The sequence below is a fragment of the Mycobacterium saskatchewanense genome (genome assembly GCF_010729105.1).
Taxonomy (GTDB): Bacteria; Actinomycetota; Actinomycetes; order Mycobacteriales; family Mycobacteriaceae; genus Mycobacterium; species Mycobacterium saskatchewanense.
The window spans coordinates 5,108,296-5,124,615 of sequence record NZ_AP022573.1; the positions used below are offsets into that span (position 1 = coordinate 5,108,296).

The window sequence follows — 16,320 nt, forward strand, 5'->3', positions numbered from 1 at the left end:
CATCGCCTTACGGGTTATTCTTCCGGCCGAATCCGTCGGCCACCGAAGCGGCCAACTCCAGGTACTCCACTCGAGTTCTGCGTTTCATCAGGTCCAAGGAGATCTCGCCGCCCTCGCCGAGGTGCTGATCGTAGGAGATGACGAAGAGGGAACGCACGCGCGAGCGGAAATGCTGTGTCAGCTTGTCCAGGTCGATCGGCATCACACCGGGGCGGGCCGAACTCAAGACCACCCTGGCGTCGGGCACCAAGTTCGCGTAGCCGTGATGCTGCAGCCAATCCAGTGTGGCCAGCGCGCTTCGGGCGGAGTCGATCGCCGGTGCGGCGACCACGATCAGCGCGTCGGCGGTGTCGAGGACGCCGCGCATGACCGAATGCGTCATGCCCGTGCCACAGTCAATGAGGATGATGTTGTAGAAGCGGTCCAGTATTCGGTGCACGGCGCGATAATCGTCCTCGGAAAACGCTTCCGAGACCGCCGGATCCCGCTCGGAGGCCAGGAACTCCAGACGGCTGGGGCTTTGCGAGGTGTGGCGCCGCATGTCCGGGTATCGAAGGAGGTCCCCGTCGGTGAGCAGGTCGCGCACCGTCGACGGGGTCTCGTTCGGCCCTCGCTGGGCGAGGGTCCCGAAATCGGGGTTGGCGTCGACGGCGATCACCCGGTCTCCCCGCAACGACGCGAAGGTCGCCCCCAATCCAACGGTCGTCGTGGTCTTGCCGACGCCACCCTTGAGGGAGAGCACCGCGATGCTGTACGAACCCCGCACCGGTTGGTTGGCGCGGTCGGCCAAGATCCGGAAGTTCTCTTCGGCACGGGACTCGCCCAGGTTCACCGTGCCGGCGGTCATGCGATGCAGCGTTTTTCGCCAACCGTGCCGCGGCGCGGGCTTCGTCGGGCGGATCAGGCCGAGTTCGTCGGCGGCGGGCCCGCTCATGGCGTGTTGGCGGGACGAGTCGTCGGGCGTCGCGCTGGTGAAGTGCGTCCTGAGCGGTGAACCGGCGGGCCCACCGGTCGCGAATCGATCGGTCACGCCGGCCCCGTCGGTGTGGTCACGGTATGTCACACGATCTCCAGCGATTGCTAGTTCAAATTCAGCGTCTGCAGAATGCCGGCCAGCGCCGCTTTCACGTCGCTTCCTTCGATGCGCACCAGGTCGTCCTCATCCAGGCTGGGCAGGCCCGAGTCGAGGCCCTCGGTGAGCCGGTAGGCGCGCTCCTCTTCGGCCGCCTCGATCACGTTGCGTACGAAGCGCCCATTGCCGGCCAAATCGATGCTCTTCCGGACGTTTCCGTCATGGTCGGTGGACTCCTCGGCGCACAGCCGCGTGCACACGTTCACCAGCTCGTCGTATGCGTCGGGTGACAGTTCGGAGTCGCGTGACTTGGCGATCAGGCGGCCGATGTCGCCCAGCTCGGTCGGGCTGTAGGAGGGGAACCGAATCCGCTTGGTGAATCGCGACGAGAGGCCCTCGTTGGACGCGAGGAAGCGGTCGATCTCCGCGTCGTAGCCGGCGATGATCACCACCAGGCGGTCACGGTCGTTTTCCATCCGCGCAAGCAGCGTATCGACCGCCTCGCGCCCGAAGGCGTCGCCGCCCGACAGGCCGGTTTGAATCAGCGTGTAGGCCTCGTCGATGAAAAGCACCCCGCCCATGGCGGTGTCGATCAACGCGCTGGTCTTGATCGCGGTGCTGCCCAGGTGTTGACCGACGAAGTCCTGCCGTTTCGCCTCGACGACGTTGAGTGACTCCAGCAGGCCGAGGCCGCAGTAAGTCTTGGCGACTACCCGCGCGATCGTCGTCTTACCGGTTCCTGGCGGGCCGGTGAACGCCAAGTGCAGGCTGCGCGAACCGGTGCTGAGCCCCTTGTCCTCACGCATCTTCGCCAGGCGCGCCGCGGAACGCAGTTTTGCCACTTGCAATTTGACATCGGCGAGACCGACCTGGCGGTCGAGCTCCTGTTGTGCAGCCCGCAGGTGTTCGTTACCGCGTTCGGTCAGGCTTTCGGCGTCCAGGTCGGCTGACGTCGGCGAGCTGGCCGGATCCCATCGATTGGTCCGGGCTTCGATCGCTTCATTAGTCGTGATGACAAGTCGATATTTGGGATCTTTGAGGGCCGCGTAATTGGCCTCGAAGCCGGGCTCTTCGCTGTAGGTCCGCTCGAAGATCTTCCGCGCTTCGGCCTCGTTGCCCATTTCCCGCAACGTCAGACCCTTGCAGAACTCGGCGGCGCGGCGCGCCGCCGGGATCGGGCCCTCGAGCGCTTGGTCGAGCCGGCGGAGGCCCTCGCCGAACAGCCCCATCTGCGCACACGCCGATCCCACCATGAGGTGTGCCCCCGCGGCCAGGTACTCGTCGGCGAACGCGGCGGAATGAGCCAGTGCCGCCAGCACATCCGGCCACCGCTGGGTGGTGAAGTGCAGGATGCCACGCATGTAGGCCCGCACCTCGTCGGTGGCCGGATCGGGCGTAGCGGCTCGCGCGGCGGCGAGCTCGTCGAGGGTCTCCTCGGCCTCGTCGTAATCCTTGCCCTGGATCAGGCTGGCCACGTAGGCCAGTTTGATTTCGGTGGCCGAGCTCAACGTGTAGTCGACGTAAAGGCCCGTCTCGAAACGACCACACAGCGCCCGCGGGGCCAGGCCCAGCCGGCGTTGCTCGCGCCCCAATAACGCGCTGGTGCGGTGCAGGTGGTGAATCACCTCCGCGGTGGTTTCGCCGGCGGCCGCGCGACCGAGCCACGCGTCACACATGTCCGGGTCGTATTCGGTTGCCCGCTGGAATGCTTTTACGGCGTAGCCGATGTCGCGTTCCACCTCCAACCCGTCGATCTGGATCCCGAGGGAGAGCACTCCCGCGTCGAATACACGCTGCGCGTTTCTGTTGTCACCACTCATCAGTGGCCCCTAACTCCCAGCCAATCGGGCCAGGTTCGTGCAACGGCCGACACGTGAACGCCCGCGTTTGCGGGACAGACGGACACTGCCGGGTCGCCTGCGATTGTACTAAGCTGTGGGCCAGAGGTTTTCAAGCGTCTGCGCTATCGTTCGGCGAAAGTAATCACATGGACGGGTCATCGGTCGCGCGTAACGGCGGGCTGGCGGTACGTACGACCGAGCGTGGGCTGCCGGTTGCGCTCCGGATTGATAAGCGTGAGTTATCCAAGTCCCCAGCGCAATTGGCGAAGGACATCGTTTTGCTGTGCCAACTGTCTGCGCTGCGCATGCAGGTCGCGCGGCGGCGCGCCCTGATGGCGCAGGGGGTGAGGCCGGCCGTGCTCCGCCGGCTGAAGCTGGCCACGGAGGACGACATGGCCCGTGCCGAGGCGGCGCTGCGGCGCGACCCCGATGCGCGGCCCGACACATGGTTGACTCCAATATGACCGGTGGACTTGCTGATTCGTTGCTGGCCCGCATCAAGAAGCAGCGTGACCTGCTCAACGCCATGGATGAGCTTTGCCGGAGTATTTCGGTGCGCGTCACCAGCGGCGACAGGTCGGTGAGCGTCGAAGTCGACGGGTCGGGGGAGATGACGGGGTTGTGGCTGGCGGATTTCGCGTATCGCCGTGGAGCCGACGCGCTGGCGAACCTGATCACCGCAACCGCACAAGTCGCTGCGACGCAAGCCGCCGAACGGCAGAGTTACCTGGTGAAGGAGTTCACCGAGCAAATGTCTGCGCTGCAACGGGCGCCGCTCACGGGTCGCGACGGTACGAGCTTCGAACCGGGCCTATCGGAGTAGGCCGCTTCCCCCGCGGGGTAAGGGGATGACTCGTGCGGATTTGCCGACCGCTCAGCACAAGTGGTCCTGGCCCAGGGGTCGGCGTGCTCCAGCGAGTGCCGTGTGCAAGTGGCCGGACACGGTTGTGTTACGTCGGCGTGTGGCGGCCGGCGGCCGCACCGAGCCGCCACTAGCCTCGCCCCATGACCACTTTCCCCCTCATTGACGACGACCGCGCCATCGCCACGGCATGCGACGCGGGTTGGCAGCGCAGCGCCGAGTGGGCGCGGCGGCTGGCCTGGATCGGCCTGGGCGTGGTGCTCGTCGAGGGCGTCGTCGGCCTGTGGCAGGGGATGGCCGTCGGGTCCGTCGCACTGACCGGATGGGCGCTCGGCGGTGCGGCCGAGGCGCTGGCGAGCGCGATGGTGGTGTGGCGCTTCACCGGAACGCGGGCCGCTTCGCCGCTGGCCGAGCGGCGCGCGCAACAGGGCGTCGCGGTGTCGTTCTGGCTGACCGCCCCGTACATTGCGGTCGAATCCGTTCGCGAGCTGGCCGGTCGGCACCACGCCGAGACGTCGCTGATCGGCATCGGGCTCACGGTCGCCGGCTTGCTGCTCATGCCAATTCTCGGCCGGGCCAACCGCCGCCTGGGCGCGCAACTGGACTCGGGAGCCACCGAGGCCGAGGGAATGCAGAACTACCTGTGCGGCGCGCAGGCCGCCGGCGTGCTGATCACCCTTGCGCTGACGGGGTTTTGGCCGGGCGGTTGGTGGGTCGATCCCGCGGTGGGTCTCGGGATCGCCGGCGTCGCGGCCTGGGAGGGTGTCCGCGCCTGGCGCGGGCACGGCTGCGGCTGCTGAGGCGTCAGCCAGGGGCCGGGATCATCGGCATGGGCGGACCGGTCCCGTCGTCGGGGAGGGTGGTGAGCCCCCGCGCTGCGGCAGCGGTCCGGCCGCGCACGATCCCGGCGCGACCCGGTGCGCCCGCGCCCCGATCGGCCTCCCATGACGCGGGTTCGGCATCCATGTACTCGTAGCCGCGGCCGGGCCGGCTGAACTGCGCGCGCCTTCGCCGGCGGGACCGCGTCCGCTCGCCGGCGGCCGCAGCGGCGGCTGGGGCGGCGGCGACGTCGGGTTCGGGCGCCTTCCTCTTGGCGCCGGTGCTCGCAGGCGCCGGAGCAGGCATGCCGAAACCGCCCGCCAGATAGGGGAACGGCGCCGGACCGGGCCCGGGCGGCGTGGCCGGGGCGGTCGGCGCCGCGGCCGGGGCGGGCGTGGGCGCCGGGGCCGGTGCCCCAGCCGCCGCTGCGGGGACCGGGGCCGAGAAGTGCGGCGGCGGAGCGGGACTCGGCACAGGCGCGAACGCCGCGGGCGGCGCCGTGGCCGGCACCAGCGCCGGGTGCGCCAACCCGGCCAGTCCGGCCAGTCCGGCCAAGCCGCCGAGCGCGCCCACCGGGGCGGCCAGCAGGGGAAGCGCGGTCGACAGCAACAGCGGCGTCGTGGTGGCCACGAAGTACACGTACTGCAGGATCTGGTTGGTCAGGTCGAGGACGCACTCGATCAGGTAGACGATCGTCGCGAAGATCAGCAGCGGAGTGTTGTTCCCGGCGGCCGCCACCAGGCCCGGATATCCGGCCGCGTACAGTCCCGGCAACGAGAACAGCTGTTGGGTCGCGCCCAGCAGGGTCAGCGGTTGTCCCGTGGCGAAATCGGCGGGCGGGCTGAGGATGTAGTCGACGATCGACTGCAGGTTTCCCACGTTCTCGAAGGTCCAGAAAGGGCTGCCGAGGTAGTTCGTGAGGTCGGGCCCGAGGAGCTGCTGGATCAGCGTGTCCAGCCAGGTGAAGAAATCGAACACCGGATCCAACAGGGCGGTGGGGTCGAAGCCGGCCGACGCCGCGGCGGATCTCAGGATCGGGGGAGCCGCGGCGGTCCGCGGCGCGGACGCCACCGCCGCGGCCGCAACGGCCTGATAGGTGGCCATCACGGTGGCCGCCTGGGCCCACATCCGCCCGTAATCCGCCTCGTTGACCGCGATCGGAATCGTGTTGAGGCCGAAGAAGTTCGTGGCCACCAACACGGCATGGGCGGCGTGGTTGGCGGCCAGCTCGCCGAGCGTCGGCATCGCCGCGAGCGCGCCGGTGTAGGCGGCGGCCGCGGTTTCGTGGCGCGCCGCCGTCCCCGCGCTGTCGGCGGCCGCCCGCGTCAGCCACGCCAGGTACGGCCCGTGCGCGGCGACATAGGACTCGGCGGCCGGCCCGGCCCAGGCGGCGCGGGCGGCGGCCAGCTGCGCGGCCAGCTCGTCGGCCGCCTGCAGATAGGCGCCGCTGAGCGCGTTCCACGCCTGGGCGGCCTCCAGCATCGGGCCCGGCCCCGGGCCGGCGCTCAGCAGCGCCGAATGCACCTCGGGGGGTGAGCCCATCCAGATCGGGGCGGTCATTGCGACCACCGGCCGGGCTCGGTACGTCGGCAGACGCTGCGGCGGCGGCCGGGTGCGAACACCCCAGGCGCGGCGGCGGCAAGGCGCGGCCGGGCGGCCACCCATGGCGGATGCGGCATGGGGGTGAGTCAGCTCTCTCGGGGTACTCCGCCCCGGGTCGCAGGATGCGACGACGCGAGTGTCCTGGCTCTCGGATCGCCGCTCGCCTCGCCTTCCAGCTTGCGCCGTGGCAGATGAGGGTCGCTCCCCGATGACAGTGGCGGGACCGCGCCGGATTCACACCGGCTTCCTGCATCGTCGTCGCCTTACGGGCGACAGTATCGCACGGTGACCGTAGATCCCGCCGCCCAGATTGCCGCAGTGGTAGCGGTCGGGCGGGTTCGGCGACCCTGACGGCGATCTCGACGACGCCCTAGCGGCGCGACCGGTGCCGCTAGGGGATGGGCAGGTCCGGGCAAGCCGGGATGTACTCGATGTCCGGCGAAACCCAGACGGGCCATTGCTCTTTGCTCATGTTGGTGGTCAATATGGCGCACATCGCCTCGGCGGCGTCCGGGGGCGGGTCGTCGCGCACGTCGGAGGCGCACCACAGCCGCGAGGTGCCGTCCTGGCTGCACGAGGCCAGGCGCCGGCCGTCCGGGCTGAACGCCACACCGTACACCGCGTCGGTGTGCCCGCGCAGCGTCTCGCTGGTGGCCCCCTCCCAGATGCGCAGCGTGCCGTCGTAGCTGGCGGTGGCCAGGCGCTGCCCGTCGGGACTGAACGACACATCGCGCACAACGTCGGTGTGCCCGGCGAGCGGGTCTCCGAGCGGCTCGCCGCTGAGCGGATCCCAGAAGCGCACCGTCTGGTCGCGGCTCCCACTCGCCAGCCGTCGGCCGTCGGGGCTGAACGCCACCACCCACACCGTTTCGCCGTGCCCGGTCAGGGCGTTGCCAACCGCGCAGCCGCTGACCGGGTCCCAGACCCGCACCGTCCGGTCCCCGCCACCGCTGGCCAGCAGCCCGTCGGGGCTGAATGCGACGCTGTAGACGATGCCGGCGTGGCCGGTCAGCGGGTCGCCGATGGGCTCACCGGTCGCCACGTCCCAGACCCGCACCGTCCGGTCGTCGCCTGCGCTGGCCACCCATCGTCCGTCGCGGCTGAATGCGACGCCGTACACGACGCCGGCGTGGCCGGTCAGCGGCCGGCCGACCGGCTCGCCGGTTTCCGCGTCCCACACGCGCACCGTCCGGTCACCGCCCGCACTTCCCAGCCAGCGCCCGTCCGGACTGAACGCCACACCCTGCACCCGCACGTCGTGGCCGGCCAGCGGCCGGCCGACCGGCTGGCCGGTGACCGCGTCCCAGATCCGTATCAGTGCGTCGTCGCCGGCGCCGGCGATGCGCTGTCCGTCGGGCCGGATCGCCAGGCCCAGCAACGGCTTGCCGGCATCCATGATCTTCAGCGTCCCGGGCCGCAGCGCCAGCGCCTCGGCGATCGGGACGTTGTCGGGCTCCGAGGCGATGGCGCGGGCAGCGAGCAGCTGTTGGAAGGCGCCGGCATCACCGCCCGGGATGGTCTGCGCCATCATCGCTTTCGCCTCGATGACGAGCCGGCGCGCGACCGCGTCGTAGTGGCGGCGCCGCTCGATCTCGAGTTTGTCCTCCTCGCAATGCCGGGAGGCGGCGAGGTACTCGGCCGCGGCGGCGAGCCGCTCGGCGAAACCTGGCCTAACGGCCACCTTTTCGGCCGCCGCGAGCCGCGATCCGCCCAGCAGCCAGGATTCGTCGCGTCCGTGCCGGTCCCATGCGGCAGCCGATCGCTCGAGATCGGTTGCGGCCGCGAGGTTCTGGCGCTCGTCCTCCAGCCAGTGGGACAGCTCGTCCCATTGGCGCAGCAGGCTTTCCAGCGCGACTTCCACAACCACCTCGCTGCCCCGGCGGTCGCGAACAAGCAGCCGCTTCTCCACGAATGCGTCGATCAGGGAACGGCTTTCGGCGGGCAACTCGGACTCCAACGCCACCCGGCGCAGCGCTTTGTCGTTGTCGGGGTTGATCGAGGCAAGCCAGGGGATGAACGCCGAACGCAGCAACTCCAGAGCGGTGTCGCGATCGCGGGGGTCGGCCGACAAGATGTCTTCGATCTGGTTGTTGACGACGTTGGGCATCCCGCCCATCGCTTGGTAATGGTCGGAGGTGATCTCCTCGGCGGTGCCGTAATCGGTGTAGAGCCGCTGCAGGGTGAGCGCCAGCAGGGGCAACGTGTCGGCACCCCCGCCGGCGTCGGTGACCAGCCGATCGACCAGGTCATCGGCGATGGCGAGGTGATCGCCCGCCTCGGACGCCCGGGCGGCGGGACCCCGGATGACGCCCGGAAAGTGGTGCTGCGGCATCGTTTTGAGGTCGTTGAACAGGTCGGTGCCGATGCCGTCGAGGGCCGGATGGCTCTGCATCGCCTCGTAGCGGTCGGTGCGGATGGTGGCCGCGACGATGAGCCGGCCGTCGTCGGTGTTGATGCGGGCGATCACGGCGGCCACCAGCTCGAGGAAGCGTGCCGCCTCCTGCGCGGTCTGTGCGGACACGGATTCGGCCGAGAAGAGTTCCTCCGCCTGATCCAGCGGCAGCACCAGCGTCGGCGCCTGGTGTTTGGCGTTGGCTTTGTAGGCCAGCCGCGCGGCGGCGGCGTCGCGTATCTCGAGCAACAGCTCGCAGACCCGACCCACGTCCGGCTCGCGGCAGATCGTCTTGATCTCGCCGAACGTCGGGGCGCCGGCCAGGCCCAGCTCCCGGCGCGCCGTGTGAATCGCCGCGGCCAGACCGCTCTCACCGGTGAGCGCGTTGCGTCCCGGGCGCACGATGCCCAGCACCGCGAAGTTGCGGTCGTCACGCTGCAGGCGGGGGATCAGCCCCGCGCGGAGGAACGACGACTTGCCGCTGCCCGAGGGGCCCAGGACGACGAACAACGACTTGACGCCGGCGAAGCGCATCTTGCGCAGCTCGTCGGTGCCGTGCATGATCGCGGCGTTGCGCCCGAAGAACACGCCTGCGTCGATGTCTTCGAAGGGTTCCCAGCCGCGATACGGGGCGCGGTCGGGGTCCCTGCGCGGCGGCCAGACGAAGTTCTCCGGCCCGATCCCGGTGCCCTCGATCGCCTTCTTGAGCTGGTCGAGCGACGCGGCGTTGAACAGCACCGGAGCACCCGCCGCGGTCGTGATCTCGGTCGTCGGGCCGGGCGCGAACAGGTCGCAGCGCTGCCACTCGGCGGTGATGTCCGAGTCGCCGGTGTCCTCGAGTCGCGCGACGAGGATCTGCTTGCCCAGCGTCTCGGCGGTGCGGTATTCGGTCTTGCACTCGGGTGAGCTTCCCCAGGCATGGGATACGAGGCAGATGACGGCCTCGCAGCGCTCGTTGGCCTGGCGCAGCGCGTCCTTCCACCGCCGGCCCGGCGCCAGACCCGAGTCTTCGGCGATATCGAGGAAAATCTCGCTCACCAGCTCGGGGCGCTGATCGATCAGCCATTGGCGTAGCGCCGCCGCCTCGGTGTTGTCCTTGCTGGAATGGCTCAGGAAGATCCGCGGCATGCTGGTCAATCCCTAACGTGGGCACGCGACGTGGGTTGGGAGGTCAGTCTAGTCCAGCCGATAGCGGATCAGCCGCGAACTGTTGGCCACGACCGCCACCGACGACGCGTTGTGCAGGACCGCGGCCAGGACGGGGGACAGTGCGCCGCCCGCGCCGATGATCAGCCCGGCGGCGTTGACGGCGATGGACATTCCGTAGTTCTCCCGGATGACGTCGACGGCCCGGGCGCCCAGGTCGCGCACGTCGAGCAGGCGGTGCAGGTCGTCGTTGGCCAGCGCTACGTCCGCGGTCTCGACGGCGACGTCGGTTCCGGCCAAACCCATGGCGATCCCGATGTCGGCGGCGGCCAGCGCGGGTGCGTCGTTGATGCCGTCGCCGACCATGCCGACGACGAAACCCTCGCCCTGCAGCTCGCGCACCACCTCGAGCTTGTCCTCCGGCATCACCTCGGCGCGCCACTCGTCGATGCCGAGCTCGGTCGCTACCACCTCGGCGATCTCGGGATGGTCGCCGGTGAGCATCACGATTCGGCGAATCCCGTTGGCGCGCAGCTCTTTCAGCACTTCGGCCGCCTCGGGCCGCACTTCGTCGCGCAGGCTGATCAGCCCCACCAACTTGCCGTCCACGGCCAGCAGCAGCGGCGTCTCGGCCTGGCGCCGCAGCCTGTGCACCCACTCCTGTGCCCTCTTGGAGACCCTGACCTTTTCGGCGCTCAGCAGCGACGGGCTGCCCAGCAGCAGGGTGCGTCCGTCGGCCCAGGTGCGCATGCCCAGGCCCACCAGAACCTCGCACTCCTCGTGCGGCGGGATGCTGATGTGACGCTCCTCGGTCGAGCGGACGACCGCCTCGGCCAGCGGGTGACGGGAATGGATTTCGGAGCTGGCCGCATACGCGAGCACCTGCTCGGGTTCCCAATCCTTGTGCATGGCAACGATATTGGTGACCACCGGACGACCGACGGTCAGCGTCCCGGTCTTGTCGAACACGATCGCGTCGACCTGGCCCGCCTGCTCGAGGTGTGAACCGCCCTTGATCAGGATGCCGCGGCGCGCGCCGTTGCCGATCGCGGCGCTGATCGCGGTCGGCGTCGCCAGGCCGACCGCACACGGGCAGGCGATCAGCAGCATGGTCATCGCGCGGCGGACGTCCCCGGTGACGAGCAGGGTCAGGGCCGACACCACAAACGAGGTGGGAACGAAACGCCGGGAGAAGTTTTCGCCGACAGTCTGGATGGGAGCCCGGTCGTGCTGGGCCTCCTCGACGCGGCTGATGATGCGCCCGATGGTGGTCTGGTTGCCGACGGCGTGGGCGCGCACCACCAGGCGCCCGCGCACCACGACCGAGCCGGCGTGCACGTGCGATCCGACCGTGATGCTGACCGGCAGGTTCTCCCCGCTGATCGCCGACTGGTCGACGATCGCCTCGCCGTCGACCACCTCCCCGTCCACCGGTATCGCGACGTGGTCGTGGACGATCACCTCGTCCCCGATCTCCACGCTGTCGATGGGGACCTGAACTTCGCTGTCCGCCAAGCGGATCCATGCGGTGTCCTGGCTGCCGCGCAGCAGCTCGGAGATGGCGCGCCGGGTTCGGCGCAGGGTCAGGTCCTGCAGGTACTCGCCGATGTTCAGCAACCACAGCACGGTCAGGGCGACCACATTCTCGCGCAGCACCAGGCTCGCCACGGTCGCGGCCGAGACCAGCGCGTCGGTGCCGGCCCGGCCGGAACGCAGGGAACGCAGGGCCCCCCGCAGGAACGGGTAGCCGGTGAAGACGGTGACGCCGGTGGCGAACAGCCGGCCGCTCGGACCCAGCAGCGGCGGGCGCGCGAACACGTAGCGCCGCACGCCCAGCAGGGCGAGCGCCGCCCCGCCGATCACCATGCGCAGCACGTCGCCGTTGCGGATCTCCTCCGAATGCGGCGCGCGCGCCGGGATCAGCTCGGCGGCGACGCGGGCCGCGGCGCCGATCGCGGCGAGCACCGCCGAGCGGTCGCACCGCCGGGGCGAGTACCAGACGACGACCGATCCGGTGCGCGGGTAGGCGTGCACGGCGCGCACCCCGGGCTCCTTGGCGACGGCCTCTTCGACCGCGACCGCGCGCCGGGGATCGCGCCGCACCCAGTCGACGGACACCCGCATACGCCCGGCGGCATCGGAAATCACCTGGTCGGGGGACATGCCCGCCCGATCAGTGCTCGTGGTCGTGAACCGGGGTGACCGACGGCGTAGGGGCCTCCTCGCCGATACGCTCGCGGGCCTCGGCCATGACGTCGGCGATCCTCAGCCGCGCCGACTCGGCGGCCTCCTCGGCCTTGCGCGTTCCGCGGAGCCCGAGCTCCGCCGCCGAAACCGCCGTCTCGTGCAGCGGCGCCTTGGCCACGGCCTTGCGCAGGAGTTCGTAGGCCGTCACCCCGGCCAGCCCGGTGACCACCGTCGTCGCCGCCTTGCCCAAGAGCCCGTACGCCGCCATCGTTCACCCTTCCCGTCCGGTCGTATTTGCCCGACGTTAACATCGAAATATTGCGATATCAATATGTATCGAGCAGGGATCACGGCTCAGAGAACCCGGGTGACCTTCTCGGTCTGGACCCGTCGCTCCAATGCGCCGGGGTCGGGATTGGCCACCTGCACCAGCGACGCGCCGACCGCCATGATCGACAGCAGGCCGTCGACCAGGTCGCCGGGCCGGTCCCACGACGCGCTGGAGAGCACCCGATCGGCCGACGTCAAACCCCGTGCCGCGGCGGCGGTTTGGCACTCGGCAAGCACCTCGTCGACCGAGTGCGCGGCCAGCGCGGGACCCGGCCGCGGCTCGGGCACGATCTGGTCGCCGTGCACCCGCACCGCGGTCGCGTAGTCGGTCACGCCGATCGGCAGGTCGGGAACCGGGCGGCCGAACGGGTCCAGCGACAGCACCGCCACCTCGCCCCCTGCCACGACCTCGTCGGCCTCGTCGAGCCGCGCGGCCGTACACAGCGCGATATCGGCCGTTCCCGGTTCCAGGACGACCTCGGCGCCGATCCACCACACGCCGAACAGGACCGCCGCGGTCTGCCAATGCGCCGGCAACAGGATTGCCACCCGGCTGGCCGGCCCGGCGCCCAACTCGTCGCGCAGCAGGTTGCCCGTCTTGGCGGCCCAGTTGGCCAGCGTGACGGCGGACAGCTCGATGCGCTCGCCGGTCGCGTCGTCGTAGTAGGTGATGCGCGGGCCGACCGGGTCCGCCCGCAGCATCGGATCGAGGATGGCCGCGCTGAGGGTGCTCAGTTGATGCACTCGGGCTTGTCGGAGCCGGCGGTCAGGATGGGCGACGGCGGCGGAACGTTCGGGTCGGCGCCCGATCCGGGGTTCGACGCCCGGGCGGCCATCACGGTGCCGCCGCCGGACAGGCCCGAGCCGGGGCCGGTGTAGTCGTTGGCCAGCACCACGCGCACCGAACCCGCCGCGAGCGACGGGTCGGCGACGACTGGCAGGCCGCCCAGCTCCTTGGCGACCTGCTGGGCGCCCAGGTCGTCGGTCTTGGCGGCGCGCACCTGGCTGCCCTTCACGTGCCCGCCCTCGTTGTTGCCCACCGTGCCGGCGCCGAACCCCTTGGCGGTCAACACCTGGGACACGGCGGTGGCCAGCCCGTTGATGTCGGTGTCGTTCGCGACGTCGGCGATGGTCTTGGCCGGGGTGTAGGCCAGTTCCTCGGTCTTGCCCTGATCCTGGTCGTGCAGCAGCCCGGCCACCCAGTCCTGAACCTGGTGCGGGTCCACCCGGACCACGCTCTGCATGCCGTCGTCACTCCAGCCGGCCCCGTCGAGCACCGGGATGGTGGCGAACGCGACGTTGCCGCCGGCCAGCTTCTGCATCTGCTGGACGAAATCCATCACGTCCCAGCCCGAGGAGATCACCACCGAGCGCTGCACGGCGGCCTCGAGCCGCCGGACGGTCGCCGGGCTGGACAGCGTCTTGCCCGAGATGACGCGGTGGGCGAGCGACGCCATCACCACCTGCTGGCGGACCACGCGGTCGAGGTCACCGCGCGGGAGCTCGTGGCGCTGGCGGACGAAGCTGAGCGCCTCCGGGCCGTCGAGGCGTTGCGGGCCGGCCGGGAAGTCGGCCCCGGAAAGGGGCTCGAACACCGGCTCTTTCAGGCAGACGTCCACGCCGCCGAGCGCGTCGGTGATCAGCGAGAAGCCGAGCAGGCCGATCTCGGCGTAGTGGTCGACGGTGACGCCGGTGAGGTCGGCGACGGTCTTGATCAGCGCCTCGCGTCCGGCCTCGGTGCCCTCCGCCGCGGCGTGCTCGGCGGAGTCGCCGGCCTTCACCAGGTTGACGCGTTTGGCCTCGCGGGTCTGGCCATAGACGCCGTTGATCTTGGTCTTGCCCAGGCCGGGAGCGGAGACGTAGGAGTCCCGGGGGATCGAGATCGCGGTCGCCGACTTCCCGTTGTTGGGGATCCGGATGAGGATGATGGTGTCGGTGTTGGTCGCTTCCTCGTCGCCGGCGCGCAGCGTCGCCAGCTCCTCGGCAGACAACGGGTTGCCGTGCGCGTCGGTGCGGCTGTCGAGGCCGACCAGCAGGATGTCGATCGCGCCATCGTCGCCGCCCTTGCCCAGCGACGGCGCGGACATGTGGAAGATGCCGTCCTCGAACGACCGGACGTTGCTCCACGCCAGCCCGGTGCCGAGCACGATCGCGAGCGTCAGCGCAGTGGCAATCACACGAACCACATGTTGCACAGGCATCCCAATAGGTTACTTGCGGCACATGCGCTTCGCGGGTAGCGAGGTTCGGCGTGCCCCGGCCGTGCCACACTCGACACCATGTCGGCAAGGATCCTGATCACCGGCGCGGGCGGCCAGCTGGGCGGCCGCCTCGCGGCGCTGACCGCCGAGCAGGGGAGGGACGCGCAGGCGTTCACGTCATCGCAGTGGGACATCACCGACCCGGCCGCCGCGGAGCGGGTGATCAGGGGCGGCGACGTGGTGATCAACTGCGCGGCCTACACCAACGTCGACGCCGCCGAAAGCGACGAGGCGGCGGCGTACGCCGTCAACGCCACCGCGCCCGGGCACCTCGCCAAGGCCTGCGACCGCGTCGGGGCCCGGCTGATCCACGTCTCCACCGACTTCGTGTTCAGCGGAGGCGCCGACCCACGCCCCTTCGAACCCAGCGACGACACCGACGCGCGCGGCGTGTACGCGCAAAGCAAGCTCGCCGGCGAGCGGGCCGTGCTGGCCGCGTCGCCCGGGGCGGTCGTCGTCCGCACTGCCTGGGTGTACACCGGCGGCACCGGGCGGGACTTCGTCGCCATCATGCGCCGCCTGGCCGCGGGGGACGGGCCGGTCGACGTCGTCGACGACCAGGTCGGGTCGCCCACCTACGTCGGCGACCTGGCCGTCGCGCTGCTGCAGGTCGCAGACGCGAACGTGGCCGGTCCCATCCTGCACGCCGCCAACGAGGGGGCGGTCTCCCGCTTCGAGCTGGCCCGCGCGGTCTTCGAGGAGTGCGGCGCCGACCCGGCGCGCGTCCACCCGGTGAGCACCGCGCAGTTCCCGCGGCCGGCGCCGCGGCCGACCTATTCCGCGCTGGGCGGCCGCGAGTCGGCGGCGGCCGGCCTGACGCCGCTGCGGGACTGGCGCACCGCGCTCGCGGCCGCGCTGGCCGATGCTCACGCCATCTGACGTCAACGTCGCATCCAACCGACCGTTACCCTCAACGCGTGACTGACGTCCTGCCGGTCGTGACGGTGACCTACTCGCCGGGCCCGCATCTGGAGCGGTTCCTGGCGTCGCTGGCGCTGGCCACCGACCGCCCGGTGAGCGTGTTGCTCGCCGACAACGGCTCCACCGACGGGACGCCGCAGGCGGCGGTCCAGCGGTACCCGAACGTGCGCCTCTTCGAGACGGGGTCCAACCTCGGGTACGGCACCGCGGTGAACCGCGCGGTGGAACAGCTCGACCAGGCGGACGACTGGGTGATCGTCGCCAACCCCGACGTCCAATGGGGCCCGGGCAGCATCGACGCCCTGCTGGACGCGGCCGGCCGCTGGCCGCGCGCCGGCGCGCTGGGCCCGCTCATCCGCGACCCCGACGGGTCGGTGTATCCGTCGGCGCGCCACCTGCCCAGCCTGGTCCGCGGCGGCATGCACGCGGTGCTCGGGCCGATCTGGAAGCGCAACCCGTGGACGGCGGCCTACCGACAGGAGCGGCTCGAGCCGACCGAGCGGCCGGTGGGCTGGCTGTCCGGATCGTGCCTGCTGTTGCGCCGGTCGGCCTTCGCCCAGATCGGCGGCTTCGACGAGCGCTACTTCATGTATATGGAGGACGTCGACCTCGGTGACCGGCTCGGCCGGGCCGGCTGGCAGAGCGTCTACGTGCCGTCGGCCGAGGTCCTGCACCACAAAGGGCATTCCACCGGGCACGACCCGGCCAGCCACCTGGCCGCCCACCACCGGAGCACCTATCTCTTCCTGGCCGACCGGCACACCGGATGGTGGCGGGCTCCGCTGCGCTGGACGCTGCGCGCCTCGCTGGCGGCGCGGTCCCGCCTGATGGTGCGCAGCGCACTGCGCGCATCGGCAAGGCAGAAACTGGCAGAAGGGCGGCACTGA

At 70.4% G+C, this 16,320-nt stretch carries 11 protein-coding genes, 2 pseudogenes and 1 riboswitch; of the genes and pseudogenes, 5 read left to right on the forward strand and 8 right to left on the reverse strand.

Annotated features, from left to right (window positions below):
• Positions 1–7: 7 nt before the first annotated feature.
• A pseudogene (locus G6N56_RS23890) lies at positions 8–991 on the reverse strand (MinD/ParA family ATP-binding protein); the annotation flags it as partial.
• Between the two features lie 89 nt (positions 992–1,080).
• Positions 1,081–2,892 carry a type VII secretion AAA-ATPase EccA gene (gene eccA, locus G6N56_RS23895; RefSeq protein WP_085254258.1) on the reverse strand — a complete coding sequence of 604 codons (1,812 nt, stop codon included), beginning with the start codon at positions 2,890–2,892 and terminating at the stop codon, positions 1,081–1,083.
• 167 nt (positions 2,893–3,059) lie between these two features.
• Here eccA and G6N56_RS23900 point away from each other — a divergent pair, with 167 nt between their 5' ends.
• The 3 genes from G6N56_RS23900 (at position 3,060) to G6N56_RS23910 (ending at position 4,575) form a co-directional block, all read left to right on the forward strand.
• Positions 3,060–3,377 carry a hypothetical protein gene (locus G6N56_RS23900; RefSeq protein WP_085254257.1) on the forward strand — a complete coding sequence of 106 codons (318 nt, stop codon included), beginning with the start codon at positions 3,060–3,062 and terminating at the stop codon, positions 3,375–3,377.
• On the forward strand, positions 3,374–3,736 hold the full coding sequence (locus G6N56_RS23905) for a YbaB/EbfC family nucleoid-associated protein (protein WP_085254256.1): 363 nt from the start codon (positions 3,374–3,376) through the stop codon (positions 3,734–3,736). The genes G6N56_RS23900 and G6N56_RS23905 overlap by 4 nt, the downstream gene beginning before the upstream one ends.
• Before the next feature lie 182 nt (positions 3,737–3,918).
• The gene (locus G6N56_RS23910) at positions 3,919–4,575 is read left to right on the forward strand and encodes a cation efflux transmembrane domain-containing protein (RefSeq protein ID WP_085254255.1); all 657 of its coding nucleotides are present in this window, start codon (positions 3,919–3,921) and stop codon (positions 4,573–4,575) included.
• A 4-nt stretch (positions 4,576–4,579) separates the two neighbouring features.
• On the opposite strand, the gene G6N56_RS23915 is transcribed toward G6N56_RS23910, so the two are convergent.
• From G6N56_RS23915 to G6N56_RS23940, 6 genes are all read right to left on the reverse strand, one after another.
• On the reverse strand, positions 4,580–6,154 hold the full coding sequence (locus tag G6N56_RS23915; RefSeq protein ID WP_085254254.1) for a PPE domain-containing protein: 1,575 nt from the start codon (positions 6,152–6,154) through the stop codon (positions 4,580–4,582).
• A 156-nt stretch (positions 6,155–6,310) separates the two neighbouring features.
• Positions 6,311–6,489: riboswitch (cobalamin riboswitch) on the reverse strand.
• A 98-nt stretch (positions 6,490–6,587) separates the two neighbouring features.
• Positions 6,588–9,716: a toll/interleukin-1 receptor domain-containing protein gene (locus G6N56_RS23920; protein ID WP_085254253.1), complete on the reverse strand. Its 3,129-nt coding sequence runs from the start codon at positions 9,714–9,716 to the stop codon at positions 6,588–6,590.
• Positions 9,717–9,764: 48 nt separating this feature from the next.
• On the reverse strand, positions 9,765–11,897 hold the full coding sequence (ctpC, locus tag G6N56_RS23925) for a manganese-exporting P-type ATPase CtpC (protein WP_085254252.1): 2,133 nt from the start codon (positions 11,895–11,897) through the stop codon (positions 9,765–9,767).
• Positions 11,898–11,907: 10 nt separating this feature from the next.
• Complete coding sequence (locus G6N56_RS23930; protein WP_085254251.1) at positions 11,908–12,189, reverse strand: DUF1490 family protein; 282 nt, start codon at positions 12,187–12,189, stop codon at positions 11,908–11,910.
• 86 nt (positions 12,190–12,275) lie between these two features.
• Positions 12,276–12,995: a TIGR03089 family protein gene (locus G6N56_RS23935; RefSeq protein ID WP_197746641.1), complete on the reverse strand. Its 720-nt coding sequence runs from the start codon at positions 12,993–12,995 to the stop codon at positions 12,276–12,278.
• Positions 12,983–14,452, reverse strand: a complete 1,470-nt coding sequence (locus tag G6N56_RS23940; protein WP_085254250.1) for an LCP family protein — start codon at positions 14,450–14,452, stop codon at positions 12,983–12,985. The genes G6N56_RS23935 and G6N56_RS23940 overlap by 13 nt, the downstream gene beginning before the upstream one ends.
• Before the next feature lie 78 nt (positions 14,453–14,530).
• Here G6N56_RS23940 and rfbD point away from each other — a divergent pair.
• Together rfbD and G6N56_RS23950 are read left to right on the forward strand one after the other, a co-directional pair.
• Positions 14,531–15,437: pseudogene (gene rfbD, locus G6N56_RS23945) on the forward strand (dTDP-4-dehydrorhamnose reductase).
• Positions 15,430–16,320: a glycosyltransferase family 2 protein gene (locus G6N56_RS23950; protein ID WP_085254248.1), complete on the forward strand. Its 891-nt coding sequence runs from the start codon at positions 15,430–15,432 to the stop codon at positions 16,318–16,320. Before rfbD ends, G6N56_RS23950 begins: the two are co-directional and overlap by 8 nt.